The sequence below is a fragment of the Candidatus Polarisedimenticolia bacterium genome (genome assembly GCA_035764505.1).
In the GTDB taxonomy this organism is placed as follows: Bacteria; Acidobacteriota; Polarisedimenticolia; order Gp22-AA2; family AA152; genus AA152.
In genome coordinates, this window is the sequence record DASTZC010000112.1 from 1 (window position 1) to 26644 (window position 26644).

Annotated in this window: 23 protein-coding genes; 16 read left to right on the forward strand and 7 right to left on the reverse strand. The window is 68.1% G+C overall.

The window, feature by feature from the left end; genetic code table 11:
* The coding region (locus tag VFW45_07610; protein ID HEU5180643.1) for a hypothetical protein at positions 1–186 on the reverse strand (186 nt) is incomplete at its 3' end.
* Between VFW45_07610 and VFW45_07615 the strand changes: the two genes are divergently transcribed.
* The 3 genes from VFW45_07615 to VFW45_07625 all read left to right on the forward strand — a co-directional run bounded on the left by VFW45_07615 (position 185) and on the right by VFW45_07625 (position 5494).
* Positions 185–1927 (forward strand): alkaline phosphatase family protein, encoded by a 1743-nt coding sequence (locus tag VFW45_07615; protein ID HEU5180644.1) that lies wholly within the window; start codon positions 185–187, stop codon positions 1925–1927. The genes VFW45_07610 and VFW45_07615 overlap by 2 nt on opposite strands.
* Positions 1928–2018: 91 nt before the next feature.
* Complete coding sequence (locus VFW45_07620) at positions 2019–4664, forward strand: response regulator (GenBank protein HEU5180645.1); 2646 nt, start codon at positions 2019–2021, stop codon at positions 4662–4664.
* Positions 4661–5494 (forward strand): response regulator, encoded by an 834-nt coding sequence (locus VFW45_07625; protein ID HEU5180646.1) that lies wholly within the window; start codon positions 4661–4663, stop codon positions 5492–5494. The genes VFW45_07620 and VFW45_07625 overlap by 4 nt, the downstream gene beginning before the upstream one ends.
* Before the next feature lie 9 nt (positions 5495–5503).
* On the opposite strand, the gene VFW45_07630 is transcribed toward VFW45_07625, so the two are convergent.
* Genes VFW45_07630 through VFW45_07640 form a run of 3 tightly spaced genes read right to left on the reverse strand, consistent with a single transcriptional unit; the run spans position 5504 to position 8323 of the window.
* Complete coding sequence (locus tag VFW45_07630) at positions 5504–6781, reverse strand: cytochrome c3 family protein (protein ID HEU5180647.1); 1278 nt, start codon at positions 6779–6781, stop codon at positions 5504–5506.
* 1 nt (position 6782) lies between these two features.
* Positions 6783–7862: a cytochrome bc complex cytochrome b subunit gene (locus VFW45_07635; GenBank protein ID HEU5180648.1), complete on the reverse strand. Its 1080-nt coding sequence runs from the start codon at positions 7860–7862 to the stop codon at positions 6783–6785.
* Positions 7863–7888: 26 nt separating this feature from the next.
* Positions 7889–8323 carry a Rieske (2Fe-2S) protein gene (locus tag VFW45_07640; GenBank protein ID HEU5180649.1) on the reverse strand — a complete coding sequence of 145 codons (435 nt, stop codon included), beginning with the start codon at positions 8321–8323 and terminating at the stop codon, positions 7889–7891.
* A 472-nt stretch (positions 8324–8795) separates the two neighbouring features.
* Between VFW45_07640 and VFW45_07645 the strand changes: the two genes are divergently transcribed.
* From VFW45_07645 to VFW45_07665, 5 genes are all read left to right on the forward strand, one after another.
* Positions 8796–9392: a sigma-70 family RNA polymerase sigma factor gene (locus VFW45_07645; GenBank protein ID HEU5180650.1), complete on the forward strand. Its 597-nt coding sequence runs from the start codon at positions 8796–8798 to the stop codon at positions 9390–9392.
* Positions 9393–9674: 282 nt separating this feature from the next.
* Positions 9675–11753, forward strand: a complete 2079-nt coding sequence (locus tag VFW45_07650) for a S9 family peptidase (GenBank protein ID HEU5180651.1) — start codon at positions 9675–9677, stop codon at positions 11751–11753.
* A 16-nt stretch (positions 11754–11769) separates the two neighbouring features.
* Positions 11770–13308 (forward strand): sigma 54-interacting transcriptional regulator, encoded by a 1539-nt coding sequence (locus VFW45_07655; GenBank protein ID HEU5180652.1) that lies wholly within the window; start codon positions 11770–11772, stop codon positions 13306–13308.
* Positions 13309–13685: 377 nt separating this feature from the next.
* Positions 13686–15281 (forward strand): aldolase/citrate lyase family protein, encoded by a 1596-nt coding sequence (locus tag VFW45_07660; protein HEU5180653.1) that lies wholly within the window; start codon positions 13686–13688, stop codon positions 15279–15281.
* Between the two features lie 22 nt (positions 15282–15303).
* Positions 15304–16494 (forward strand): isocitrate lyase/phosphoenolpyruvate mutase family protein, encoded by a 1191-nt coding sequence (locus tag VFW45_07665; protein ID HEU5180654.1) that lies wholly within the window; start codon positions 15304–15306, stop codon positions 16492–16494.
* A 78-nt stretch (positions 16495–16572) separates the two neighbouring features.
* Here VFW45_07665 and VFW45_07670 read toward each other — a convergent pair whose 3' ends face one another.
* Together VFW45_07670 and VFW45_07675 are read right to left on the reverse strand one after the other, a co-directional pair.
* Positions 16573–16797 (reverse strand): hypothetical protein, encoded by a 225-nt coding sequence (locus tag VFW45_07670; protein HEU5180655.1) that lies wholly within the window; start codon positions 16795–16797, stop codon positions 16573–16575.
* Positions 16798–16845: 48 nt separating this feature from the next.
* On the reverse strand, positions 16846–17076 hold the full coding sequence (locus VFW45_07675; protein HEU5180656.1) for a hypothetical protein: 231 nt from the start codon (positions 17074–17076) through the stop codon (positions 16846–16848).
* 64 nt (positions 17077–17140) lie between these two features.
* On the opposite strand from VFW45_07675, the gene VFW45_07680 reads away from it, so the two are divergent.
* From VFW45_07680 to VFW45_07715, 8 genes are all read left to right on the forward strand, one after another.
* On the forward strand, positions 17141–17659 hold the full coding sequence (locus VFW45_07680) for a CHRD domain-containing protein (protein ID HEU5180657.1): 519 nt from the start codon (positions 17141–17143) through the stop codon (positions 17657–17659).
* Between the two features lie 172 nt (positions 17660–17831).
* Entirely contained in the window at positions 17832–19055 is a 1224-nt protein-coding gene (locus VFW45_07685) for an N-acetylmuramoyl-L-alanine amidase (GenBank protein ID HEU5180658.1), read from the forward strand.
* Positions 19052–19681: a GerMN domain-containing protein gene (locus VFW45_07690; GenBank protein HEU5180659.1), complete on the forward strand. Its 630-nt coding sequence runs from the start codon at positions 19052–19054 to the stop codon at positions 19679–19681. The genes VFW45_07685 and VFW45_07690 overlap by 4 nt, the downstream gene beginning before the upstream one ends.
* 2 nt (positions 19682–19683) lie before the next feature.
* Positions 19684–20496 (forward strand): glutamate racemase, encoded by an 813-nt coding sequence (gene murI / locus VFW45_07695; protein HEU5180660.1) that lies wholly within the window; start codon positions 19684–19686, stop codon positions 20494–20496.
* Entirely contained in the window at positions 20496–21239 is a 744-nt protein-coding gene (rph, locus tag VFW45_07700) for a ribonuclease PH (protein HEU5180661.1), read from the forward strand. Before murI ends, rph begins: the two co-directional genes overlap by 1 nt.
* Positions 21236–21838 (forward strand): non-canonical purine NTP pyrophosphatase, encoded by a 603-nt coding sequence (locus VFW45_07705; GenBank protein HEU5180662.1) that lies wholly within the window; start codon positions 21236–21238, stop codon positions 21836–21838. Before rph ends, VFW45_07705 begins: the two co-directional genes overlap by 4 nt.
* Complete coding sequence (locus VFW45_07710; protein HEU5180663.1) at positions 21835–24093, forward strand: hypothetical protein; 2259 nt, start codon at positions 21835–21837, stop codon at positions 24091–24093. The genes VFW45_07705 and VFW45_07710 overlap by 4 nt, the downstream gene beginning before the upstream one ends.
* On the forward strand, positions 24084–26144 hold the full coding sequence (locus VFW45_07715; protein ID HEU5180664.1) for a hypothetical protein: 2061 nt from the start codon (positions 24084–24086) through the stop codon (positions 26142–26144). Before VFW45_07710 ends, VFW45_07715 begins: the two co-directional genes overlap by 10 nt.
* Here the strand turns inward: VFW45_07715 and VFW45_07720 are convergent.
* On the reverse strand, positions 26119–26511 hold the full coding sequence (locus VFW45_07720; protein HEU5180665.1) for a hypothetical protein: 393 nt from the start codon (positions 26509–26511) through the stop codon (positions 26119–26121). The genes VFW45_07715 and VFW45_07720 overlap by 26 nt on opposite strands.
* Positions 26512–26644 lie beyond the last annotated feature (133 nt).

Here is a 26644-nt window from a genome sequence, read left to right on the forward strand (position 1 = left end):
GCCCCAGGAATCGCCGTCGTCGATCTCCAGGTTGTCGACCCCGGAGGTGTCGAAGTCGTTGAACTCGCCCCCCAGGCGATAGCCGTAGTAGGGAGTCACCTCGAACGAGCCGGCATGCAGGGGAAGGATCCCCAGGATTGCCGCCGCGCCCGCAATCACCAGCCACTTCGTCGAAGAGTGCCGCATGCCGAATCTCTCCCGTGCCGGAATCGCCGCCACCCCATGTGGCGGGGCGGACGATAGCCCGGTTTCCCCCGGACCCGCAAGAGAAAAAACCGGCAAGGTCGCTCTCCCGGTGCCGCTTTCGCTCATTATCTGCGTGATCCTTGCCGCCCTCTCGCTTTCCTGCCGCCAGGATTCTCCGTCGCCGCCGCGGCCGAAGCTGGTGGTGCTCATCGTCGTCGACCAGCTGCGCGCCGATCTCCTCGACCGCTACGACACGATCCTGAAAGGCGGCTTCCGCAGGCTGCGCGACGAGGGGTATCGCTTCTCGCGCGCCACGGTGGACCATGCCGTCACCCTGACTGCGCCGGGTCTGGTCACGCTCGCGACGGGCACCCATCCATCGCGGCACGGCATCGTCGACGCTTTCTTCTACGAAGGCCCATCGGGAAGCCGGCGCCTGGTCGCGGCCCTTGCCGACGAATCGGAGCCGATCTTCGAAGGCCGAGGTGAGCCGGGAGTCTCGCCGCGCCGTATCCTGGAGCGCACCCTCCCCGAGTGGCTGGCCGCGTCCGATCCGGCGGCGCGCGTCGTCGTCCTCGGATCGGGAGAGACTTCGGCCGCTTACCTCGCGGGAGCCTTCCGGGGGGATGTCTTCTGGTACTCGCCGGCCGCCGGCGGCTACGTCACCTCGGCTTATTACCGCAAGGAAGCTCCCCAATATCTGAAGAGCTTCCAGCGCGAGAAGCTGCCGCGCCTCCAGGAGGAATCCAATCCCTGGGTGGAGCAGGTTCCGGACGAGGGGAAGGCGATGGCCTTTCCCGACATGATGAGCTTCGAGGCCGACGGGATTCATGTCGTCTTCCCGCACCGGATGGAATCGGAATCCGCGCCGGAGGGCGCCGCCGGAGGCGCCGGACTTGGTGGCTGGCTCGCCCGGACTCCCGACCTCGACAAGGCCACGCTGCAGCTGGCCGGCGGAGCGGTCGAAGCGCTGGGAATGGGGAAGCGGGAAGGAACTGACCTGCTCCTCCTGGAGCTGTCCCAGGTCGAGGCCATCGGCAGGCGCTTCGGCCCCTTCAGCCTGGAGCAGCTCGATGGCCTCCTGAAGCTGGATCGCGAGCTGGGGAGTTTTCTCTCGCTGCTGGAGCGTCAGGCGGGCGGCGGTGGCGTCCTGGTGGCGCTGACATCCTCGCACGGCGTCGCCAACGTCCCCGAGCACGAGCGCGAGCGCGGGCGCGCCGGCCGGCGGCTATCCGTGGAGCAGGCGCGCGCGGCGCTGGATGCGATGCACCGCGCCGCACCGGGCCCGGGCGCCGCCCGGCCGTCCCGGGATGAGCAGGAGGCGTTGGGCCGCCTCGATTTCATCGCCGAGGCGATGACGCCCGAGATCCTCACGGGCGGCGAGACGTGCGATGAATTCACCTCCCTTTATCGCAACTCCTATCGGGCCGATCGGGTCCCGGCCTTTCCCTTCTCCGCGATGGCGGAGGAAGGTGTGGGAAGCGAAGGAATCGTCGTGCGACTGACACGCGAGACCCTGGTGGGGAGCGATGCAGCCGCCGGCGGATCGCCTTATGAATATGACCGCTGGGTGCCGCTGATCTTCTGGGGAGCCGGGATCCCGCGCGGGATGTCGGATCAGCGCGTCCGCACCGTGGACCTTGCACCGACCCTGGGATGGCTCGCGGGCGTGCCGGTGCCCCCGGGGCGCGACGGACGTCCCCTGCGCGAAGTTCTTTCCGGCATCCCGGCTGTCCGCTGAACGCGCGCCGGGCAACATCGCCGGGCCCTCGCTTGACGGCGAGGTGTCCGAAGGCATAGAACGGACCTCTCCCTCGATCGGAGCGCATCCGATGTCCTGTCCCGAAGAACTCGCCGGCGCCGCTCCCACCGCCGCGGGCAAGCGTCTGACGGTGCAGTACGCCACGGCCCTGGCGCTGTCCGAATCAGCCTCGCTCACCGACGCCGCGCCGCGCATCCTCCAGGCCATCTGCGAGGTCCTCGGCTGGGAGTATGGCGCCCTGTGGGGCGTGGACACGGCCTCCGAATGCATCGCCTGCCTGGAAGCCTGGCACCCGTCCGGATCCTGCCGGGAGTTCGAAGCCTCCAGCCGCGCCAGCCGCTTCCGTCCCGGCATCGGCCTCCCCGGAAGGGTCTGGTCGTCGGCATCGCCCGCCTGGATCCCCGACGTCACGCGCGACGCCAACTTCCCGCGCTCCGATTCGGCCGCCCGCGAAGGTCTGCATGGCGCGTTGGGTTTTCCGATCGTCCTCCAGGACGAGGTCCTCGGGGTGATGGAATTCTTCAGCCGTGAGATCCGTGAGCCGGACGAGGACCTGCTGCGCATGCTGGCCACGGTGGGGAGCCAGATCGGGCAGTTCATCGAGCGCCGACGTGCCGAGGAGGCGCTGTGCCGCTACACCGAGGAGCTGGAAGTCGCCCGCCAGACCGAGGAGGAGAATGCCGCGCGGCTGGCGCAGCTGGTCAAGGAGCTGGAGGGAGCGAAGCGGCGCGCCGAGGAGGCGACCCGCGCGAAGAGCGAGTTCCTCGCCAACATGAGCCACGAGATCCGCACGCCGATGAACGCCATCATCGGAGTCACCGAGCTGGCCCTGGGGACGCGCCTCAACCGCGAGCAGCGGGAATATCTCAACACCGTGCGCGACTCGGCCGATTCGCTGCTGGCGCTGATCAACGACATCCTCGATTTCTCCAAGATCGAGGCGCGCAAGCTGCGGCTGGAGGAGGCCCCCTTCGACCTGCGTGACGCGCTGGCCGATTCGCTGAAAGCGCTGGCCCTCAGGGCGCAGCAGAAGGGGCTCGAGCTGGTGTGGCACGTGCGTCCCGACGTCCCGGAGATGCTGGTCGGCGATCCGGGCCGGCTGCGCCAGATCCTCCTCAACCTGGTGGGCAACGCCATCAAATTCACCGAGCGCGGCGAGGTGGTGGTGCGCGCCGAGGCGGAGTCGCTCGACGGCCGCGAAGTGGTGCTGCGCTTCTCGGTGAGCGACACCGGCATCGGCATCCCGCAGGATCAGCAGCAGCGCGTCTTCGAGGCCTTCGCGCAGGCCGACGGCTCCACCACGCGCAAGTACGGCGGCACCGGGCTGGGCCTGGCGATCGCCTCCGAGCTGGTGGGGCTGATGGGTGGGAAGCTGTGGCTGCGCAGCACGCCGGGGGAGGGAAGCACCTTCGGGTTCACCGCGCGCTTCGGGCGCGCGGCGCGCGCCGCCACGCCGCCGGGTAGCTCTGCGGCCAAGGACCTGCACGGCATGCGCATCCTGGTGGTGGACGACAACGCCACCAACCGCTGGATCCTCGAGGAGATGCTGGCGGGCTGGAAGCTGCGGCCGCAGACGGCCGGGGGCGGAGCCGCCGCCCTGACGGCGCTGCGCGAGGCGCAGCGCACGGGTCGCCCCTTCTCGCTGGCGCTGCTCGACGGCCACATGCCGGAGATGGACGGGTTCGATCTGGCCGAGAGGATTCGCAACGACCCGCATGCTTCCGACACGCCGCTGCTGATGCTCACCTCGGCCGGGCGGCCCGACGAGGTGAAGCGCTGTCGCGAGCTGGGGCTGGCGGGGTACCTGACCAAGCCGATCAAGCAGTCGGATTTGTGGGACGCCATCGTCACGGCGCTGGGCGCGGGGGAGTCCCGCCGTCAGGAGCCTGCCGTGAGCGGCCGTCCGGGGCCCGGGCGGCTGAAAATCCTGGTGGCCGAGGACAACCGGGTCAATCAGGAAGTGGCCCGCAAGATTCTCGAGAAGCGCGGGCACGCCGTGGTGATTGCCGCGGACGGATTCGAGGCGGTGCGCGCGATGGAGGAGGCGATCGAGGTCCCCTTCGACCTGGTTCTCATGGACGTGCAGATGCCCCGCATGAGCGGGCTGGAGGCGGCACAGGCGATCCGCCAGCGCGAGCGCGGCACCCGGCGGCGGGTGCCGATCGTCGCGCTGACCGCCCATGCGATGCAGGGGGACAAGGAGCGCTGCCTGGAATCGGGCATGGACGAGTATCTCTCCAAGCCGGTGCATGCCGCGCAGCTGCTGGAGACGGTGGGCCGCCTGGCGGTGCGCAAGGCGAAATCGACGAAGCGCTTCGCGCTCCGCTCGACCCGCGGCAAATCGTTCGACGAGGCGCTGCTGAAGGAGAGGGTGGAAGGGGACCTGCCGCTGCTGCGCCGCATGGTGCGGGCCTTCCGCTCCGACTACCCGGAGACCCTGGAGCACATCCATGGGGCGCTCGACGCGAGGGACGCGGAAGCCCTGCGCAACCATGCCCACGCCATCAAAGGCGCCGCCGCGACCCTGGCCGCTCCCGCCGCCGCCGAAGCCGCCTTCCGCCTGGAGAAGCTGGCCCGCACCGGAGAGCTCAAGGGGGCGCGCGGCATGTTCCATCAGCTGGTCACCGAGATCCGCAAGCTGGATCGATCCCTGGAAACCCTGGTCCCCCGCAAGAAGGTCCGGCCGCTCGCGGCCCGAAGGAGAGCGCGTCCATGAACTCGATTCTGGTGGCGGAGGATGATCGTCCGACCCGCCTGCTCCTGCGCGAGCGCCTCAGGGCGGCGAACTTCACCGTCTCCACGGCGAAAGACGGCGCCGAGGCGCTCGCCAAGCTGAAGCGCAAGACATTCGATCTCCTGCTTCTCGACATCTGGATGCCGCGCATGAACGGCCTGGAGGTGCTGGCGCACCTGAAGGACTGGTCCTCCAGCCCGCGCGTCGTGGTCATGACCTCCGACAGCACGCCGGAAACGCTGCTGCGGGCGGTACGCGAGCAGGCCTACCAATACATCACCAAGCCGATCGAGCCGAAGGCGCTGGTGGAGATGCTGCGCGACATGGCCTCGCACACCCCCACCATGCTGCCGATCGAGGTTCTCTCGGCGCGGCCCGAGTGGCTGGAGCTGCTGGTCCCGTGCACGCGCGAGGCGGCGGCCCGCATCGAGGGGTTCATGGGGCACCTCGACGCCGACCTGGCCCCCGAGGTCCGCGAGTCGGTCGGCTACGCCTTCCGCGAGCTGCTGCTGAACGCCATCGAGTGGGGCGGGCAGCTCGATCCGAACCGCAAGGTGCGGATCGCCTACGTGCGCGCCAGGAAAATGCTCCTCTACCGCATCGCCGATCCCGGCCCCGGCTTCAGCTTCGATAACCTGAAGCACGCGGCCGTCGGGCACCCGGAGGGCGCGAGCCCGATGGACCACATGATTGTCCGGCTGGAGAAGGGGATCCGTCCCGGAGGCTTCGGCATCCTGATGGCGCGCGCCAAGGTCGACGAGCTGATCTACAACGAGTCGCGCAACGAGGTCGTGTTCGTCAAGTACCTGTGAGCGCGCGTCTCAGCCCCCCGTGCGATCGAGCTCCTTCACCTTGATGAACAGCGCGGCGATCACGGCCCCGATCACCAGAAGCGACAGCCCCAGACCCACCCGGCGGAAGCGCAGCTCGCCGAAGGCGCGGCGGGCCGCTGCCACCCCCTGATCGGCGGTGGTGATCCCGGCGGTCGCCGCCGTCATGAAGCGCTCCAGATCGAAGGAGTGGGCCAGGACGCGCGATTCCACCAGGCTGTCCTTGGCCTTCTGCAAGGCGAAGCGATCCTCGCTAACCTCCATGCCGGCGCGCTCCGCCCGCTCGAGCAGCAGCGAGGCTTCCTGGTGGCGCGCCTGCAGCGTCGCGACCGATTGCGCCATCTTGGCCGCCGCGGCATAGCCCGCGTCCCCCTCGCTGTGGCAGCCGGTGCAGGTCGATTCCTTGCCCACCCCGAGCATCTCGTCGCGCGGGGCCTGCACGGCGTGGTTGCTGTGGCACACCACGCAGCGGATGCAGGGCTCGAGATCAATCTTTTTCTTCGCCTCGGTCTCGCGAAACATCGTCGCCTCGCGCGGATGGCAGCTGCCGCACACGCTGGTGACGCTCTCCACTCCTGGAGGCACGGCGCCGTGGCTCCCGTGGCAGTCGTTGCAGGTCGGGGCGGCGAGGTCCCCCCCATCCACCAGGGCGTGCGCATGGACGCTGGTGCGGTACTGCTCGACCTGGCCGGTGGGCAGCCCGTAGGACTGCATCTTCTTTTCGTCGGCGTGGCAGCGGCCGCAGGTGGCGGCGACATTAGGCGCGTAGACGGGGGAGCGCGGATCCGACACGGCCCGGATTCCGTGCACGTTGTGGCAGTCCACGCATACCGCGGTGCCTTCGTCGCCGCGCGCGTTCTTCTGGCCGTGCACCGAGGTGCGGTACTCGCTGAGCTGATCCACGCGCGCGTGCGGATTGAAGCGCTTCATGAAGACTGCGTCGGAATGACAGCGGGCGCAGAAATCGGGGATCTGCAGGCGTGAGGGCTTCTTCCATCCGCGGCGGGGGTCGTGGGAAGCCTCCATGTCGTCGATGGCGGTCGGATTGCCGCCGTGGCAGTCATGGCAGGAGAGCCCGCGCTGGAAATGGACGTCGTCGGCCGCGTTCTTGGTGGGCTCGCCTTCCAGCGTCGCGTGGCACAGGAAGCAGCTCGTCTCGGTGGGTCGCAATCCGGCCGGCTCGTGCGGCGGCTCCGCCGCCCGTGCCGCCGCGGCGGCCGCCGTCAGGATCAGGATCACCAGGCACAGCGCAGACGGACCCCGCTTCATGTCAGCTCCTCTGAGGCAGGTAGACCAGAAGGGTCATCACTGCCATGAACGCAAGCGCCAGCCATCCCGCCACGGTGAAGGCGCGGCTCACGCGATCTCCCGGAACGGAAGAGCGATCCAGGAAGGGCACCAGCAGCCAGACCACCGCCGCGGCGCCGATCGCCAGCACTCCCAGAAGCTCCCCTTCGATTCCGAGCACGTGCGCCGGGAGAAATTTCAGGCTCTGGAACATCCAGGCGAAGTACCACTCGGGCCGGATTCCGGCCGGGGCCGGCGCGAAGGGATCGGCCTTCTCCCCCAGCTCCCAGGGGAAAAGCGCCGCCAGCGCCGCCAGGACGCCGATCGCCGCGCTCCATCCGATGGCGTCGCGCAGCAGGAAATGGGGCCAGAACGACATGCTCTTGCGCGTCTCGCCGGAAGCCTGCCGGCGCGCCTGCACGGAGGGGGGTTCGCTCATCCCGTGCTTCTGGACCATCAGCAGATGCAGGCCCACCAATGCGGTGGTCAGGGCGGGCAGCACGGCCACGTGCATTCCGTAAAAGCGCGTCAGCGTGCCTCCGGTCACCTGGTCTCCGCCGCGCAGGAAGCGCAGCGCGAAGTGTCCCACCCCCGGCAGCGACCCGGCGATGTCGGTGCCCACCTGCGTGGCGAAGAAAGCCAGCTTGTTCCACGGCAGCAGATAGCCGGAGAAGCCGAAGGCGAGCATCAGGAACAGGAGGAACGCGCCGCTGAACCAGGTCAGCTCGCGCGGACGCCGGTAGGCCTTCATGAAGAAGACGCTGAACATGTGCACGAACAGCACGAAGATCAGGAGGTTCGCCGACCAGGAATGGATGGAGCGGATGAGCCAGCCGAACGGCACCTTGGCCATGATGAACTGCACGCTCTCGAAGGCCTCCTCGGCCGAGGCCCGGTAGTACAGGAGGAGCAGAATGCCGGTGGCCACCTGCACCGAGAACAGGAACAGCGTCATGCCGCCCAGGTAGTACCAGAGGGTATGCCGGTGTCTCGGCACCTGTTTATGGCGGCCCAGCTCCAGCAGGAAGGACCAGCCCGAGCGCTCCTCGATCCAGTCCAGCACCGCCCTTCCGCGCCCCTCGCCCGCGCTCATGTCCGCGACACCACGACTTCGCCATTGGCCACGTTGACGGTGTACTCCTCGAGGGGCCGCGGCGGGGGCCCGGAGAGATTCTTGCCGGTCAGGTCGTAAGTGCCGTTGTGGCAGGCGCACCAGATCTGCCGCGTGTCATCCCGGTACTGCACGGTGCAGTTGAGGTGCGTGCAGGTGGCCGAGAAGGCTTTGTAGCTTCCGTCCGCGCTCCGTACCAGCAGGCCCGGTAGGCTGCCGAACCGGAAAATCTTTCCGGCGTTGGGCTTCAGCTCGCCGTCGCGCGCGGCGACCACGCGATCGGTGGCGGCCTCCGGAATGTCGGGAGGGGAGATATAGCGCGACACGGGATAGAGGACCGAGGCGGCCATGGCTCCCAGCGAGGTTCCCAGGAACCAGTTGATGAAGCGGCGTCGCGTGGGTTGCTGGCTCATGATGGCGGTGCCCCTTTCAGTTGGCGGTGAAGCGGCGCCCGCAGGAATGGCCCGGCGGCGGGCGATACGATATGGAAGGAAAGCGCGGCGGATGGTCGAAGCGCGCCGAAGCGCCGGCAGGGAATGATCTGGCCGGCGATCCCTGGTGCGCCCGCCGATGGAAGCTCGCGTCCGGACGGGCTGCGATCGCCGACGCCTGATGAGTGCAGCAGAGCGATTCTCCGGGACGATGTCGGGTCACCAGGCGAGGGTGGCCGCGATCCATCGCTCTTGGTCCCTGGGGGAGACCGGCAGGGGGGATTGTAACTCCATTCGTGCCGGAAAATCCGGGCGAGGCAGCCGACCCGCCGCATCGAAAACGCTCCCGCGTATGTCCTGGCGGCATCCATCGCGAAAATCTCTTGACAGGGTCCCGACGGCGGGGCGTACGATGCGATCGGCTGTCCCGGGGGGAAGCTTGGGCCGGGTGTGAGTGCCGAAATCTGCCTTCCCCGATGACCGGACTCTGATCGAAGCCTACCTCCTCGGCGAGCCCGCCGCGCTGCAGACCATCGACCGCTGGATCGACGCCGCCCTTCGCCGCCGCTTCCTCGCCTTCGACGCGCTCGACGATCTCCGCCAGGACGTGCGCATGCGCCTGGTCAAGAGCCTGCGAGCCGGCAGCTTCCGCGGCGGAGCCTCGCTGAAGACCTACGTCCACCAGGTTGCCCACAACGCCGAAGCCGACTTCCTGCGCCGCGTCCAGGGACCTCCCGCGCTGCCCCTCGTCCATGAAGCGAGCGAAGCCGGCGCCGCGGAGAAGGGCGCCATCGCCGAGGAGCTGGTGCGCCGGGTCCTGCGCGGTCTTTCGGAGATCGATCGCAAGCTCATGGCGATGTTGTTCGAGGAGCGCTGCAGCTATGAAGAGACCGCCCGCCGGCTCGGGAAGTCGGTCGGGGCGATCAAGGTGAGAGTGCACCGCTGCCGCAGGAAGATCCGCGAGCGCTACGGCGATCTCGCCGCCGAGCTGCACGATGGGCGAGCGGGCCCGGGTGGGATTCCTCCCAGGACGAAGCCGCGCAAAGAGTGAGAAGAAGGAAAAGAACCGGGGCCGCCGCGCGGCATGAGGGCGGCGTCTTGCGCCGCGGCCGCGGGACGGAGGGGTTCGTCCCGCATGCACGGATGGACCGGACGGCGGCTCCCGGAGGGCTGCTACCCACTTCTAATAGTCTTGAGGGCTGCGTCTCAAGTTACATCAGATTTCGCCAAGGCGGCCGGGAAGATGCGGCAAGGTTGACGCGGCATCGGAGCGGGGCCTATTCTTTCGCCCCTGAAAACAGCGATTCAGGCCCCCTCATCCAGGAGAGCGTCCATGCGACTCACGACCTGTGCGGCTCTCGCCCTGTGCGTGCTGCCGGCCGTCTTTGCCGGCACGCCGGCGATGGCCGCCGCTGCCGAATCCCATCCTTTCTCGGTCCACGACATGATCGCGATGGACCGCATCTCCGATCCGCAGGTGTCGCCCGACGGGCGGCGCATCGCCTTCGTGGTCAGCGAGCTGGATCTGGCGGCCAACAAGCGCCGTACCGACATCCACCTGGTGAGCCTGGACGGCACGGGGCTGCGCAAGCTGACCTCCAACGACGCCTCGGACTCCTCGCCGCGCTGGGCCCCCGACGGGAAGACGATTTTCTTCCTGTCGACGCGCGGCGGCTCCTCGCAGGTATGGAAGCTGTCGATGGATGGCGGTGAATCGGCCCAGGTCACCCATCTCCCGCTGGATGTCGGTGCCTTCCTGGTCTCCCCCGACGGCCGCAGTCTGGCCGTCGCCATGGAGGTCTTCGCCGACTGTGCCAATCTGCAGTGCACGACGAAGCGCCTCGAGGACACCGCGGCCCGTAAAGCCACGGGGCAGATCTTCGATCAGCTGATGATCCGACACTGGGACACCTGGGCCGACGGGCGGCGCTCCCACTGGTTCGCCCTGCGCATCGAAGGAGGCTACCCGCTCGATCTGATGAAGGGCATGGAAGCCGACAGCCCCAGCAAGCCCTTCGGGGGATCCGAAGAGGCCGCCTTTTCCCCCGACGGACGGACCCTGGTCTTTACAGCCAAGAACGTGGGGCGCGAGGAGGCCTGGTCGACGAATTCCGACCTGTTCGCCGTACCGGTGGATGGATCGGCGGAGCCGAAGAACCTGACCGAAGCCAACAAGGCGACCGATACCGCCCCCGTCTTCTCCCCCGACGGCAAGACCCTTGCCTACCTGGCGATGTCGGTTCCGGGGTACGAGGCCGACCGCACCCGTATCATGCTGATGCTCTATCCTTCCGGGACGCCGCGCGTCCTGGCGGAAGCGTGGGATTTCGCCCCTTCCTCCATCGCCTTCGCTCCGACCGGCCGGACGATCTACGCCCCCGCCGACAACCGCGGGCAGAAATCGATCTTCGCGATCGACATCGCCAGCGGCCGTGCTTCGGCGATCGTCAAGGAAGGCACGGCCGACAATCCCTCGCCGGCCCAGAATCGTCTGGTCTACCTGCTCGACAGCCTGACCTCCCCGGCGGAGATCTACTCCAGCAAGCCGGATGGCACCGACGCGCGGCCGATCACCCACTTCAATCACGCGCGCATGGCGGCGGCCCGCATCGGCAAGCCGGAGCAGTTCAGCTTCAAGGGATGGAACGACGAGACGGTCTACGCCTACGTCGTCCCGCCGGCCGATTTCGATCCTTCCCGGAAATACCCGGTGGCCATGCTCATCCACGGCGGGCCGCAGGTGTCCATGGGGAACCATTTCCATTACCGCTGGAACCCGCAGGCCTATGCCGGGGCTGGCTATGCCGCGCTGGTGGTGGAGTTCCACGGCACGCCGGGATACGGGCAGGCCTTCACCGACTCGATCCAGTCGGATTGGGGAGGCAAGCCGCTGGAAGATCTGAAAAGAGGGCTGGCCGCGGCGCTGGAGAAATACCCCTGGATGGACGCCGGCAACGTCTGCGCGCTGGGCGCCTCGTACGGGGGCTACATGATCAACTGGATTGCCGGGAACTGGCCCGACCGGTTCAAATGTCTGGTGGCCCATGACGGCAACATTGACGAGCGCATGGCCTATTACGACACGGAGGAGCTCTGGTTCCCGGAGCGCGACCACAAGGGGACGCCCTGGGACAACCCGAAAGGGTACGAAGAGCAGAATCCCGCGAATTTCGTGAAGAACTGGAAGACGCCGACGCTGGTGATCCATGGCGGTAAGGACTACCGCGTGGTGGAAACGCAGGGATTCGGCACGTTCAACGCGCTGCAGCGCCGCGGCATTCCGAGCCGCTTCCTCTATTTCCCCGACGAGAACCATTGGGTCCTGAAGCCCGCCAACAGCGTTCTCTGGCACGAGACCGTCCTCGAATGGCTCGATCGCTGGACCAAGAGCGCCCGCGCCGGCGGCCATTAGGAGCGCGCGACAAGGCATGGCGGGCCGCACCTCGAAGGAGCTTCACGTCATCCAGGAGATCGTCCAGGCGCTGGAGCGCGCTCCCGCCCTCGGGCGCGGCCTGGAGCAGGTCCTCGAGCTGCTTGCCCGCGAGATGAAGATGGAGCGCGGCACCGTGAGCCTGGTGCGCCCCGGCACCAAGGAGCTGCGCATCGCGGCGGCCCACGGGCTCACCGACGAGCAGCGCCGCCGGGGGCGCTACCAGATCGGCGAGGGAATCACGGGGCAGGTGGTCGCGACCGGCGTCCCGGTGGTGGTGCCGCGCATCTCACGGGAGCCGCAGTTCCTGGATCGGACCGGGACCCTGAGCACCGATCCCGATGCAGCCTTCCTGTGCGTCCCGATCCTGGAGGCGGAGCGGCCGCAGGGAGCGCTGAGCGTGCTGCGACCATCGCGCTCCTCCTCGGGCTTCGAGGAGGATCTGAAGTTCCTCTCCGGCGTCGCCTCGATCCTGGCGATGTTCATCCGATTGCAGCGCAAGCCGGAGCCGGCACGTGCCTCCCGCGCGGAGCCGGAGGCTTCCGGCGCCGCGGCGACGGGGGCCGACTCGGTCGGGCAGTTCCGCGACATCATCGGGAACTCGGCCCGGATGAAGGAGCTGTTCCGGATGACCGAGCAGGTGGCGCGCTCCGACGCCACCGTCCTCCTGCGCGGCGAGAGCGGCACCGGCAAGGAGCTGGTGGCCGCCGCGGTGCACCGCCTCAGCGGCCGCTCGGCGCGCCCCTTCGTGCGGGTCAACTGCGCCGTCCTTCCCGAAACCCTCATCGAGAGCGAGCTGTTCGGTCACGATCGGGGTGCCTTCACCGGAGCTTTGGAGCAGAAGAAAGGGCGCTTCGAGGTGGCGGGCGACGGGACGATCTTCCTGGACGAGATCGGCGAGCTGTCGCCCGCCACGCAGGCGAAGCTCCTGCGGGTCCTGCAGGAGCGCGAGTTTCAGCGAGTCGGGGGGACCCAAACGCTGCGCTGCAACGCGCGCGTCCTGGCCGCCTCGAACAAGGACCTGGAGGCGGCGGTGGCCAGCGGTGCCTTCCGCGAGGACCTCTACTACCGGCTCAATGTCGTCTCGATCCACCTGCCCCCGCTGAGGGACCGCAAGAGCGACATCCCGATCCTGAGCGAGCACTTCCTGGAGCGCAGCGCGGCGGCCAACCGCAAGCCGGTGCGGCGCTTCTCTCCGGGGGCGCTCGAGCTCCTGATGGCCTATCCCTGGCCGGGAAACGTCCGGGAGCTGGAGAATGCCGTCGAGCGGGCCGTCCTGGTCTGCACCGGGATGACCCTCTATCCATACCACCTGCCCCCCAATATCCAGTCGGCCACCCGCGGCAAAGGACGCGCACCTTCCATGCGCTCCGCCGTGGAGCAGCTGGAGAAGGAGCTGCTCTCGGAGGCCCTGGCCAACGCCGACGGCAATCAGAGCCGCGCGGCTCGCTTGCTGGGGATCTCCGAGCGGATGGTCCGCTACAAGGCCCGCAAATACCATCTCGAGCCGAGGAAAGCGGCCGGCGAGAAGGTCTAGAGCTCGACATATTGGTCGAAACATTCGAAGTTCTCGACAATGGTGTCGACCCGTTAGTCTGCCTGGGACTCGTTCGCCGCCTCCAAGCTCCCGCTTGGCTCGCCCTCCATCGTCCGGACATCTTCCCTTTCACCACCAGGTTTCAGCCTGTCTACCCCCGAAGGCATCAGGATCGACATCAATGTCGAAAACTCTGGACTATTCGACACCTTCGTCGTACCTTTCCCGGGCTCACGCCAGATTTTCGATTGGGTTAAGTCCCGAAGTTTGTAGGGGCTGGAGCTTCCCGGAGGCAAGCTGTCGAGCCTGCCGACGGGCATGGTACGCGCCTTGCCTCTCCAACGACCCGCGTCCTACTGCTGAGGAGCACCGCAACGATGAATGAAACGCCGCTTTCGAGCTCCGAATCCGGATCGTTTGCCGCGAAGCCGCCTGCCGAAGGCCTGCCGGAGGGCTTTCATGCCCTCCTGGCTTCCCTGCGTGAGCGCTTCGAGGCGAGACGCGCCGCCATTTTGAAAGCACGTGAGGCCGCCCTCCGGGCGGCGCACTTGGGAAAGCCGGTCGACTATCTCCCGCAGGGGGAGGCGAGCTCCGACTGGAGAGTCGAGCTTCCCGAATGGCTGCGCGATCAGCGCAACCAGATCACCGGCCCCGCCGACAACCCCAAGCTCCTGATCGCCATGTGCAACACCAAGGATCCCGGCTGCATGCCCGATGGCGAGGATTCGATCACCACCGACTGGGACCATGTCCGCGCCGCCCAGCAGAACACCGTCGCCGCGATCCGCGGCGAGCTGCGGTGGACCGACCCCGCCACCGGAAAGACCTCGGAGATCCGTCCGGGCCCGCAGGCCTGGTTCTACCGGCCCCGCGGATTGCGATTGTCCGAGCGGCATCTTTTCCCGGGTGACCCGGTGTCGGCGTCGCTGTTCGACCTGGCCATGGTCTTCTTTCAGACGGCCCGGCAGCGCCGGGCGGCGGTCGGTGATCCGACCTTGCAGCGCAAGCTGGGCTTCTATCTCCCCAAGTCGGAGTCGGCGGAGGAGGCGGGATGGTGGAGCGACGTCCTGGCCGCCATGGAGGAGGAGATCGGGATCCCGGTGGGCACGACCAAGGTGATGTTCCTGATCGAGTCGCTGCCCGCCGCCTACCAGGTCGAGGAGATCCTTTACGCCGCGCGGCGCCACGTCGTCGGATTGAACCTGGGACGCTGGGACTACATGGCGAGCCTGATCCACTTCAAGCTCGCCGATCCGGAATGGATCCTGCCCGACCGGAACACCATCCCGCATGACATCCCTTTTTTCCAGAACGTGCGGCTGCGGCTGGTGGACTGCTGCCATCGCCACGGCGCGCTCGCCATCGGCGGCATGACCGCGCTGTTCCCCGATCGCAAGAACGAAGAGCTCAACGCCGTCGCCCTGCAGCGGCTGGCGGTGGACAAGAAGAACGAGGCGGCGCTGGGATTCGACGGCGCCTGGACCGGGCATCCCGACCAGTGCGATACGGCGGTCGGGCAGTTCCCGGAGCCCAACCAGCTGACGGTCACGCATCCGGAGGCGCCCCAGCGTCCCGATCTCACGCCCAACCCGCGCGGCATCGGTGCCATCACCCACGCCGGCACGCGGGACGCGGTGCGCACCGTGATCGAGTACCGGTACGGGGTGTTGTCGGGGCTCGGCGCGCGCCTCATCAAGGGATACGACCGCGACGGCAAGCTGATCGGCGGCTTCATGGAGGACCTGGCCACCGACCGGATCTACCGGCTGATGCTGGCCCAGCGTATCCGCCATGCGGTGGAGACGGAGGACAAGGTGAAGATCACGGCGGAATTGGTCGGCCGCCTGTTCGACGAGGAGCTGGAGAGGATCCTGGACGAGCAGCGCTCGGCCGAGGGGTTCGACGCGGTCAAGGACCGTTACCGAAACGCCCGCGCACTGTCGGAGGGGATGATCCGCCGGGGCGAATTCTAGATAACGAAAAGGGGGTCGTGAGATGAGCTCGAGAGAAGTCGGAACGCTGGAGCCGGAAGCCGCGGTGGTCGCGGAGCCGGCGAGAAAGACCTGGAAGTATCCCGCGCTGGAGGTAGGCAAGCTGTTCGCCCCTCCGGAGGAAATCCACCCGTCATTGAAGCTGCGAATACTCCTGCGGGAGCGCTTCGCGCAGCGCGCCAGCCGGCCGGAGCAGAGCTACCTGCACACCGCGGGTGCCTACGACGCCCTGACCGCCTCGATGATGACCCGCCTGGGCTTCGATGCCCTCTACGCCAGCGGCTGGCAGCTGGCCGTGGCGCACAGCATGTACCCCGACATCGGCATCTATCCGTCCCATTCGATGGTGGAGCTGGTGCGCGAGCTGACCCGCGGCATCGAGGGGACCCGTGACACCCACTTCTACGACAGCGGCGGCGAGGTGCTCAACGTGCCGCCCATTTTCGCCGACATCGAGGCCGGCTTCGGCGGGCCCACCCAGACCTTCACCCTGACGCGCGAGCTGATCCGCGCCGGCGCGGCCGGCGTCCACCTGGAGGACCAGGATCCGGCCGAGCGCACCTGCGGCCACGTCATCGCGCACCACGGCAAGAAGCGGCCCAAGGTGCTGGTGTCGACGCGCCGCTGGATCGAGAAGCTGATCGCCGTGAAGGCGGCGGCGCAGGCGACCGGCATCGACGCGGTCGTCATCGCGCGCACCGACGCCGTCGACGGGGCCGAGCCCGGCGGACGCGAGGCGGGCATCGATAACGCCATCGACCGCGGACTGGAAGCGGCCTCGCTGGGAATCGACGTGCTGTGGCCGGAGTTCAACGACACGCTGATCGACGGCCCGCAGGAATTCGCGGAGGCGATCCACAAGTACTATCCGCAGCAGATCCTCGGCTTCAACCTGTCGCCCTCGCTGCACTGGGGCAAGGCGAAGAGCGCCGGGACGCTCCTGACCTGTGCCCAGCTCGGCAGGCTCGGCTACACGATGCAATTCTCCACGCTCCTGGCGTTCCGCTCCACCGGGCTGATGCTGGAAAGGGTCCTGAAATCCTTCCGCGGCATCGGGCTGGAGGCCCTGGCGGATCTACAAAACCTCGAGGTGGCGGGGCCGGATCCGGAGCCGGTGACCCGCAAGCATCAGGTCTTCTGCGGCACCAATCGCTGGCTGAGCCTGGAGAAGATCGCCAAGGAGGCGGGCGAGTAAGAGTCCGAGCCGACGCGAAACGACGACGCCCCCGGCGCCCGCAGGTGACGCCGGGGGCGTTTTTGCTTTTGCGAGGGCTTAAACGCCGAGCGGCACGCAGTTCTTGGCGTGGTGCTGCTCCGCGTAGCACAGGTTGGGATAGGTCTTACCGCCGTCACAGATCACCGGCGCATAGACCGCGGGGCACCTGGAATCGATCGTCGGCTGCCCGGCCTGCGGATCGACCGGCCCCTTGCCAGGGTGAAGGACGATGGCCGACATCAGTCCGAGCGCGATTCCGGTCACGATCAGAAAGCGTGTCATCGGAAGCTCCTCTTGGAAGAGTTGACGAGGGCGATTGCCGAACGGCTTTCAGCGCTTGCGCAACCCCAGGCCCACCAGGACGGCGCCCGAGGTCAGGAGGAGGCCGCTGGTCCACGCCCGCGCGTGCCCCGGCTCGGGCAACTCGACGCTCGCATCGAAGGCGCCGAGCTCCAGCTGCCTATCCTGCTGCGAGTAATAGCCGAATGCGCCGAAGACGAGCACCAGCACGCCGACGAGGATGAGGCCGAGCCCCAGATAGGCGATCCGCTTCTTGATCATGGTGCCGTAGGATAGGAATTCCTTCGAGGTGCTGTCAAGACTGCGCCAAGATGACGATGCCTCTATGCGACGACCCCTCTCTTCTCCCGGGAGCGCGGCACCCAAAGGGGTGGAGTTCAGCGCGAAGCTGATTGGTGCGAACGAGGTCCCTCCACGCACCACCGACGCGGTCGGCAAGGTGCTCTTCCGGCTGAGCGCCGACGGAACCACGCTCAGCTACAAACTCATCGTGGATGACATCGACAACGTCATCGCCTCGCACATCCACATCGGACTGGAAGGGGTGAACGGGCCGGTCGTCCTCTTCCTGGCGGGGCCGCTGGCGCCCGGCGGTGGTCCGTCGAGCGGCATCCTTTCCCAGGGAACCGCCACGGCGGCCAACCTGGTCGGGCCCCTCGCCGGCCAGAGCCTCTCGGTCCTCCTGGAATCGATGCGCAACGGCGGGGCCTACGTGAACGTCCACACCAACGACGGGATCGATCCCCAGAACACCGGTGCGGGCGACTTTCCCGGCGGCGAGATTCGCGGGCAGATCCGGACCCACGGCCGCAACGACGTGGATCCGGGCGAGCCGACTCCCTAGTCCCTGACGCTCTGCTCCATCCGCTCAACCCGCCGGCGGGCGTCTGGTCGCACAGGCGCTCCGCCGGCGGCTTGCCTTTCCGGTTCCCCCCGGGTTAACGTCAGCGGTCCGCCACCGCTCCGGACGCCCCGCCCAGCCCGGGACGAGGCGCCGGGCCCCTCGCGAGGGCTCCTTGCGCCTCAAGTCTCTCCTGTTCGCACTGCCGGTGCTGCTGCTGGCTGCTCCGGCCACTTCGCAATCTCCGGGCGACGACGAGGTCGCGGTCCGCCTCCAGAGCGCGGCCCACGGTAGCCGGGTCATCCTGGAATTCGCCGGCCGGCCGCACTACGAGGTCCGCCAGGACTCGGGGCACGTCATCGTCACCGTCATGGGTTCCTTCAAATCGATACCGTTCAAGTCGAAGCGGGTCGACGAGCCGGCGCTCGATCACTTCAAGCTGGATCGCGGCTCGCGTCAGACGGAGCTGATCTTCACGACCGGCCCCGAGTTCGCCTCCGTCAGCAGCTTCGAGATGAGCGCCCCCTTCCGCCTGATCCTCGAGTTCCAGAGGAAGACCGCCGCCGCGGCGGATTCGCCCGACGCGGAGACGCCACCCACCCGCGCGCCCGCTCCGGCGGCTCCGCCGGCCGGGACAATCGACCAGGTTCAACCGCCCGGCTCCGAGCCCGCGCCCCGAGGACCGGTTTCGGTTCCGTCCCGGGCCCCCGGAATCCAGGTCATCGTGGTCGATGCCGGGCACGGAGGATCGGAGAACGGAGCCAAGGGCCCGACGGGACTGCTCGAGAAGGACGTGACCCTCGACATGGCGAAGCGCATCCAGGCGGGGCTGCTGAAACGCCTGGGGGTGCACGTCATCCTGACGCGCGACACCGACCGGCAGGTCGGCCTCGACGACCGCACCGCGATTGCCAATCACGAACGCGCCGATCTCTTCCTGTCGATCCACGTCAACGCCTCTCCGGCCAACAAGGCGCGCGGGGCGGAGACCTATTTCCTTTCCTATCAGGCGACCGACGACGAGGCGCGCGCCGCCGCGGCCCTGGAGAACAACACCCTCGGCGTGGAGAATCCGAAGACCGACACCGCGCTGGGCATGGTGCTGTGGGACCTCGCCCAGTCGCAGTACCTCGCCGAGAGCAGCCGGCTGGCGGAGGCCATCCAGCAGAATCTCAATGATCTGCTGCGCATCGAGAGCCGCGGCGTGAAGCAGGCCCCCTTCAAGGTGCTGATGGGGGCCACCATGCCCGCGGTGCTGGTGGAGATCGGCTTCATCACCAACCCCGAGGAGGAGGATCGTCTCAAGCAGGACGGCTACAAGGACCGCATCGCCCAGGCGATCGTGGACAGCGTGGCCGCCTTCAAGGAGCGCTCCGAGAAACAGCTGGGGATCCGATGAGGTGGTCGGGAAAGTGGGTGCTCCTGACCGCGGCCGGAATCTCCGTCCTGCTGGTGGGGATGTCGCTCTTCTGGCGCAAGGACTCGCGGCGCGCCGCCAACCCGCCGCCCGCGGCGACCGGTGCCGAGGCCGCCTCGCCCGAGACACCGGCGCTGTCCCGCAGCCCCGCGCCCGCCGAGGAAGGCAACCAGCGCGAGATCACCCTTTTCTTCCAGTCGCCCGACGGCGAGGACCTGGTGCCGGAGACCCGCAAGATCTTCCTGACGCCCACGGTGACCGACCAGGCGCGGCAGGCGGTGCGCGAGCTGGTGGACGGGCCCAAGACCGATCTCTTCCCGACCCTGCCCGCGGCATCGGAGGTGCGCGAGATCTTTCTCGGTCCGGACGGAACGGCCTACGTCGATTTCTCGCGGGCCTTCGTGGACGGCCATCCCGGCGGCTCGGCGGCGGAGATTGCCACCGTCTTCTCCCTGGTCGACACCCTCACCTTCAACTTCCCCGAGATCCGGCGCGTCAGGATTCTGGTGGAAGGCGAGGAGCGCGACACCTTGAAAGAGCACCTCGACTTGCGGCGCAGCTACGCCCCCGACATGTCGCTCGTGAGCCGCGGCACGGCGGGACATTGAGCGTGGATTCGCGTCCCATCGGGGTGTTCGACTCGGGAATCGGGGGGCTGACGGTGTTCGGTGCGCTTTCGGCCCGGCTGCCCGTCGAGCAGATCTTCTACCTGGGCGACACGGCGCGCGTTCCGTATGGGACCAAGTCGCCCGAGACGGTCACGCGCTACACACGCGAGTCGGCGCGCTTTCTTCTGCAGCGCGGCATCAAGGCGCTGGTGGTCGCCTGCAATACCGCCTCGGCCCTGGCGCTGCCGGCGCTGGAAGGCGAGATCCCGGTCCCCACGCTCGGGGTGCTGCAGCCCGGAGCGCGGCGCGCCTGCCGGCTCAGCCGCGGCGGGAGGATCGGCGTCATCGGCACCGAGGCCACGATCCAAAGCGGCGCCTACGCCGACGCGATACGCCGGCTGCGGCCCGAGGCCCACGTCGTCTCGGCCGCCTGCCCGCTGTTCGTGCCGCTGGCCGAAGAGGGCTGGTCCGAAGGGGAGGTGGCCCTGCTGACCGCCCGCCGCTATCTGGCTCCTTTCGCGGGCGAGGGAATCGACACGCTGGTGCTGGGGTGCACGCACTACCCCTTGCTCAAAGGGGTGATTGGCTCGGTGCTCGGCGGCGACATCGCGCTCGTCGACTCGGCGGAAGCCGCGGCGGAGGAGACGGCAGGGCTGCTCGAGGCGAAGGGGCTGCTGGCGCCGCCGGGTCCCGCCCATGCCGGGCATCATTTCTATGTCACCGACTCGTCGAGGCGCTTCGCCCAGGTCGGGTCGCGCTTCCTGGGAAGGCCCCTCGAGCGGCTGGAGCAGGTTGAAATCACGGGAGAAGGCTGATGTATCAGCGAAAAGACACGCGCGCCCCGGGACAGATGCGGGAGCTGCGCATCGATCCGTCGGTCAACAAGTACGCCGAAGGCTCCGCCCTCATCACGCTGGGCGACACCAAGGTGATCTGCACCGCCAGCGTCGAGGACCGGGTGCCGCAGTGGCTGCGGGGCCAGGGGCAGGGCTGGGTCACCTCCGAATACGGAATGATCCCGCGGGCCACCGACGTACGCACGCAGCGGGAAGCCTCGAAGGGGAGGCCTTCGGGCAGGACGCAGGAGATCCAGCGCCTCATCGGGCGATCGCTGCGGGCCATCACCAACCTGACGACCTTCGGAGAGCGGACGATCTGGGTCGATTGCGACGTGATCCAGGCCGACGGGGGGACGCGGACCGCTTCGATCACCGGCGGCTTCGTGGCCCTGGCGCTCGCCTTCCGCAAGATGAAAGAGCGCGACCAGCTCTACAAGAAGCCGCTCGCGGGGCTGGTGGCGGCCATCTCCGTCGGCATCGTGGAGGGAACGGCCTGCCTCGACCTGCGCTACGAGGAGGACTCCCGCGCCGAGGTGGACATGAACATCGTCCGCACCTCCGCGGGCCGCTACGTCGAGGTGCAGGGGACGGCGGAGAAGACCCCCTACACGCAGGAGGAGATGCTGAAGATGCTGGAGCTCGCCAACGACGGGATCGACCGGCTGTTCGAGGCGCAGCGCAAGCTGCTCTCCGCCTTCCTCCCCGCGCTGATGGAATGAAGCTTCTCGTCGCGACGCGCAATCCCGGGAAGCTCGCCGAGATCGCGGAGGCGCTCGTGCCGCTGCACTGGGAGATCCTCGGCGCCCTCGATTTTCCCGGAATTCCCGATTGCGTCGAGGGCAGCGAGAGCTACGAGGCGAACGCGCGGCTGAAAGCGCTGCACTACGCGAGCGCCACCGGGCTTGCGGCGCTGGCCGACGACTCCGGCCTCGAGGTGCAGGCGCTGGGTGGCGCCCCGGGAGTGCTGTCGGCCCGCTACGGCGGGGAAGGCCTCGACGATGCCGGCAGGAACCGGGAGCTCCTGCAGGCGATGCGTGATGTGCCGGAGGAGCGCCGGGCGGCGCGCTACGTGGCCGTCGTCGCGCTCGCCGCGCAGGGACGAATCGCCGCGACGTTCCGCGGCGAGGCGCAAGGCCGCATCCTGCGCGAGCCCCAGGGCGATCGCGGCTTCGGATACGATCCCCTCTTCTACGAGCCGAATCTCCATCTCACTTTCGCGCAGATGCTGCCGGCCGTGAAGCGGCAGGTGAGCCATCGCGGCCGGGCCCTCGCCCAGGTCGTCGCCCTCCTGTTGCGCTCGCCGGGTCTTCTCGGGTGAGGCGTCTCAAGCTCCTGGGCCGCGCCCTGATCGTCTACGGGGTGGCGCTCGCCCTGCGGCTGCGCAACGTGCGCGAGGTCCTGGTGGGCGACCGTGTGCTGTTCGGCTCCGACGATCCCTACTATCACCTGCGCAGGATTCTCCTCACGCTGCACCAGTTCCCGAAGACCCCCGCCTTCGATGCCTACGTGAATTTTCCGGCCGGGGCGGCCATCGTCTGGCCGCCCGGCTTCGACCTGCTGGTGGCCGCCTTCTGCTGGGTGGCCGGACTGGGGAACCCCTCGCCGCACCGCACCGAGGCCGCGGCGGCGTTGGTGATCCCGATCCTGGGGGCGGCCGGCGCGGTGGTGACGCTCCTTGTCGCGGAGGAGATCCTGGGGCGCGGCCGCTGGGAGGCCTTCGGCGCCGCGCTGCTGTTCGCTTTCCTGCCGGCGCAGCAGGCGGTCTCCACCGTCGGCCAGCTGGACCATCACGTGATGGAGATGCCGGCCTTCGGCTGCGCGATTCTGTTCTTCCTGCGCGCGTTGCGCGACGATCCCGGCAGCCGCTATTCGTTCTGGGGCGGGGTGGCGCTGGCGCTCGGTACCTTCTGCTGGACCGGATCGATCCTGTTCGCCGGTTTCATCGCCATCTTCGCGCTGGGCCAGATGACGCTGGATCGCCTGCACGGCCGCGGGGAATCGAGCGCCGGCCGCAGCGCGCTGCGCGTGCTGTTCTGGGGCTCGCTGCTGCTGGTGCCGCTGGTGATCGTCTCCCCCGGAGAAGGGCGCAGGACCTTCACCTTCCTGCTCCTCTCCTGGTACCAGCCGGCGCTGCTGGCGATCGCCACCTTCCTGATGCCGGCGCTGTCGGAAATCATCTTCGCCGCCGGGCGCCGCCGCGCCATCCTGCGCGCCTCGGGCGGAGCGGTGGCGGTGACGCTCCTGATGGGCATGGCGGTCTGGATCCTGCGAGCCGGCACGGCCGGCTTCCAGTTCCTGACGCGCCAGGACCGGGTGATCGCGCTGAAGGCCGAGTCGACGCCGATCTGGAAGCTGCCGCCGGGCACGATGGTGCAGTGCTTTTCGCTCCTGATCTACCTCGCGCCCCTCGCCCTGCTGCTCCTGACGCGCTTTCTGATACGCGACCGCTTCCACGACGCCCGGCTGAACTGCCTCCTGGCGCTGGTGCTTTTCACCGCCGCGCTGGGTGCCACGCAGGCGAGGTTCCTGAACTACCTGGCGGTCCCTTACTGCATCATGCTCCTGTGGGCGTTCCGTCGCGGGCTGGAGTCGGTGCAGCGCTGGTTCAAGCGGCCGGTGGCGCGCTGGAGCTGGGCGGTCCTGGCGACCGCGCTGTTCCTGGCCCCGCTCGCCCCGCTGCTGCGGGCCTCGATCCACTCGCTTCCCGGCGATCTCGACCCGGTCCTGGCGCGCATCACTCCGTCGCTGGAGTGGTTGCGGGACCGGACCCCTCCCACCTCTTATTATTGGGAGCCCGACAGGAAGCCCGAGTACGGGGTGCTGGCCGATTTTACCCTGGGCCACTGGATCACCGCGATCGGGCAGCGGCCGAACTTCTGCAACCCGTTCAGCCTCGCCCCGTGGCACGAGAAGCCGATCTTCGAATCGGCGCGCATCTTCCTGGCCGAAACCGAGGCCGAGGCGCGCGAGGCGATGGATCGCAACGTGCTGCGCTACGTCCTGATTCATGAAACCGGGAAGAAGCTTCCCGAGTATGCCCGCCTGATCAATGCCCCGCCGAAAGAGTACGTCCGCCGGTCCGCCGGAGGGCCCGCCGCCCTCACGCCGCGCTCCTATCGGACATTCGGGCTGAGGCTGGCGCTGGCCGATGGCTCCGAGAGCGAGGCCGCGGGTCAATTCGTTCCGGCGCTCGAAGGCTTCCGGATCGCGCACGAGTCGCCTGCGCCCGGGCGCGGCTCCGCGGCGGGAAGCGACGAGGACCTCCAGGACTCGACCGTGAAAATCTTCGAGCGCGTGCGCGGGGTCATCCTGGAGGGGAAGGTGGCTCCCGGAGAAGAGGTGAGGCTGCGCGTTCCGGTGACCACGAACAGCGGACGCCGCTTCGAATATCGCTCGCGCGCGGTGGCCGGCTCGGATGGCAGGTTCCGGCTGACCGTTCCGTATGCGACGGAGCCGGCGGGGACGATCAGCGCCGCCCCGGCCGCGCTCGAATCGCCCGGCTGCCGCATCGAGGTGGTCCTGTCGGAGGCGGAGGTCGTCGCCGGCGCGCTGCATCCGGTCCGATGCCGTTGAGGAAGCTCCTCGAATCGCCGGCCGCGAGATCGGCGCTGCTCATCGTGCTGCTCTGCACGGCCTGCGTCCGTCGCGCCGCCGATCCGGCCATGCCGGCGCCGCCGGCTCCATCACCACCGCGGCCGGAGGGTGCCGAATCGCGCGTCGTCCCCCCGCCTCCCCTCGAAAGGAACCTGGTGCAAAACGGCGGTTTCGAAGTTGTCAACGGCGAGATGCCGTCCGGATGGACGGCGCCGCAGGATTTGCCAAAAGGAGCGCGCCTGCGATCCGTCGCCGTCCCGGGAGCGCCGGAAGGATCGCGCGTGGCCGAAATCACCCTGGCGCCGGAAGGTGAAGCGGGCTACGGCCTTCAGCTGGAGCAGTGGCTTCGCCTCGATTACCAGACGACCTACGACCTCTCCGTCTGGGTGCGAGGGATCAATCTGATCTCGCAAACGGCCTATCCCTTCGGTTTCGGACAGGAGTGCGGTCTGTTCTTCTGGATCTACCCTCCCGACGGGAACCAGGCCGGCCGTGGCTTTCCCTCGGGAGCCTACCCGGCTGCGGACGGAACGACCCGCTGGGCCCTGCGGACGATGCGCTTCACAACGCCCCCGCGCGAAGCCTATGCGGGAGCCGCCGACGCCGGAGGCGATGCGCGGCTGAAGCTGATGCTTCTCGTCCAGCTTTTCGGGACCGGCACGATCCAGGTCGATGATCTGCGACTGGCACGCTCCAACGCGACGCCGCCTCCCGTCCGGCGGGACGCGGGAGAGCTGGCCTTTGCCATCCGGGCCGGCAAGCCCTTCTTCGGGCTGGGCCTGTACTGGCTGCCCGAGGGGATGACCTACCCAGGGCTGGCGGCCGAGCGCGTCTTCAATCTGGTAGGGGGCCCCCAGTTGATGGCGGAGAAGAAGGCGCTCGGTTTCAACGCCATGACCCTTCCGTGGATGGTGGATCCGGCCTGCACGCGGTGCGAGACGGCCGATCCTTCGGACTGCACCTACTGCAGGCTCTGTCCTGACTGCGGCTCGTACCATCCCGGCTACCTGCAGGAGCCGGGCGGCATGGTCTGGGTGGACGAGCCGAACGGTCATCCGCAGGTCCATGGAGACCTGGAAGACATGATCGCCTCCACCCGCCGCATCCACCGCGAAGGAGCCCGCCTGCGCCCGGCGGAAGATCCGGTCCAGATCCTCGCGAGCGACATGCCGGGCGGCGTCTTTTACAACACCTACGGATGGGACGACCTCAGGCGCTTCCACCGCTCTGAAGCCTTCGACATCGTGTCGGTGCTCCGGCGCGGGGGAAACGCGCCGCCGGGCGCGCTGGGGAGCGTCATGTCGATGTATCCGCAGACCAGCATCAACGGTATCCGCCATGAAGCGCGCCGTCTTTCCGACGACGTCGCCGGAGAGGGCGGCCGGCAGATCAAGCCTGTCTGGATGCTGGTCAACGGGGGAAGCGGCAAGATCGTTCTGGATAAGAATGACCCGCATTATCGCTTTGCGCCGCACAACGCCGCCGAGCTGCTGGCCATGCGTCCCAATCGTGATCAGCTCCGCTACATGCTCTTCGCATCGGTGGCCAACGGAGTCACCGGATTTCTCTTCTACCAGGACGGCGAAGACACCTTGCTGACGCCGGAGGATCCCTACTGGACCGGCGTCCTGCTCCCCGCGGCGGCGGAGCTGGCGACCCTGGAGAAACAGACCGGATTCCTGACCCGCGCCGAGTTCAACCCGCTGCGTTACCGCCTGACGGGCGAGGCGCAAGGAGTCGACTCGATTCTGAAGCGTGCCGGCGAGGGATGGATCCTGATGGTGGCCAACTCGTCGCCGCACCCGGTGGCGGGCGTGGAATTCCAGCTGCTATCGGGCGGGACGATCGAAGCGGCCGAGAAGCTGGTCTACCGGCACGATCGGAAGCCGGGCAAGCGTCTCTTCGCCGCGGCGCCCGCGAAGCTCGGGTCCAACCGGCTGGCGCTGGACCTTCCGGGGTATGGGGTGGGGATCTACCGCTTCCGGGTTGAGGGCGTTCCGGCGGCTACTCCGGCGACAGGCAGAGATTGATCTCCTGCCCCGCCACGATGCGCAGCTTTTCCCGGTGCTCTTCCCCGGCGGGGGTCTTCAGCTCGAGGGTGTGGATTCCGGGGAGCAGGTAGAGCTTCGACGGCACGCCGTCGAAATCATCGCACTTGCCGCGCAGCGTCCCGTCCACCCAGACGAGCGTCTCGCGTGGCGCGACATCGAGATCGATCGCACCATGCGGGCGTCCTGCGATGAGAACGGGTGAGGCCATGGCCCGGGGACGCCTCACCACGATGACGCGCCGCGCCGGATGGGAGGGAGTGGGGCGCCGAAACACCCCCATCGCCGCAGCGGGCGTCATGAAGCCCGCCAGCAGCACCGCTGCCGCCGCCATTTTCCGGATTTCCATCCTTCACTCCCGAGAACCGCTGGCGGCATTGCTCGCTGCCATGAGAAGAATGTATGCCCGTGACTTCTCCGGACAAGACCGAAGCCAGGGAAGGTCGGGTCAGAGGGGGTTGATTACGAAACGGACACCGGCG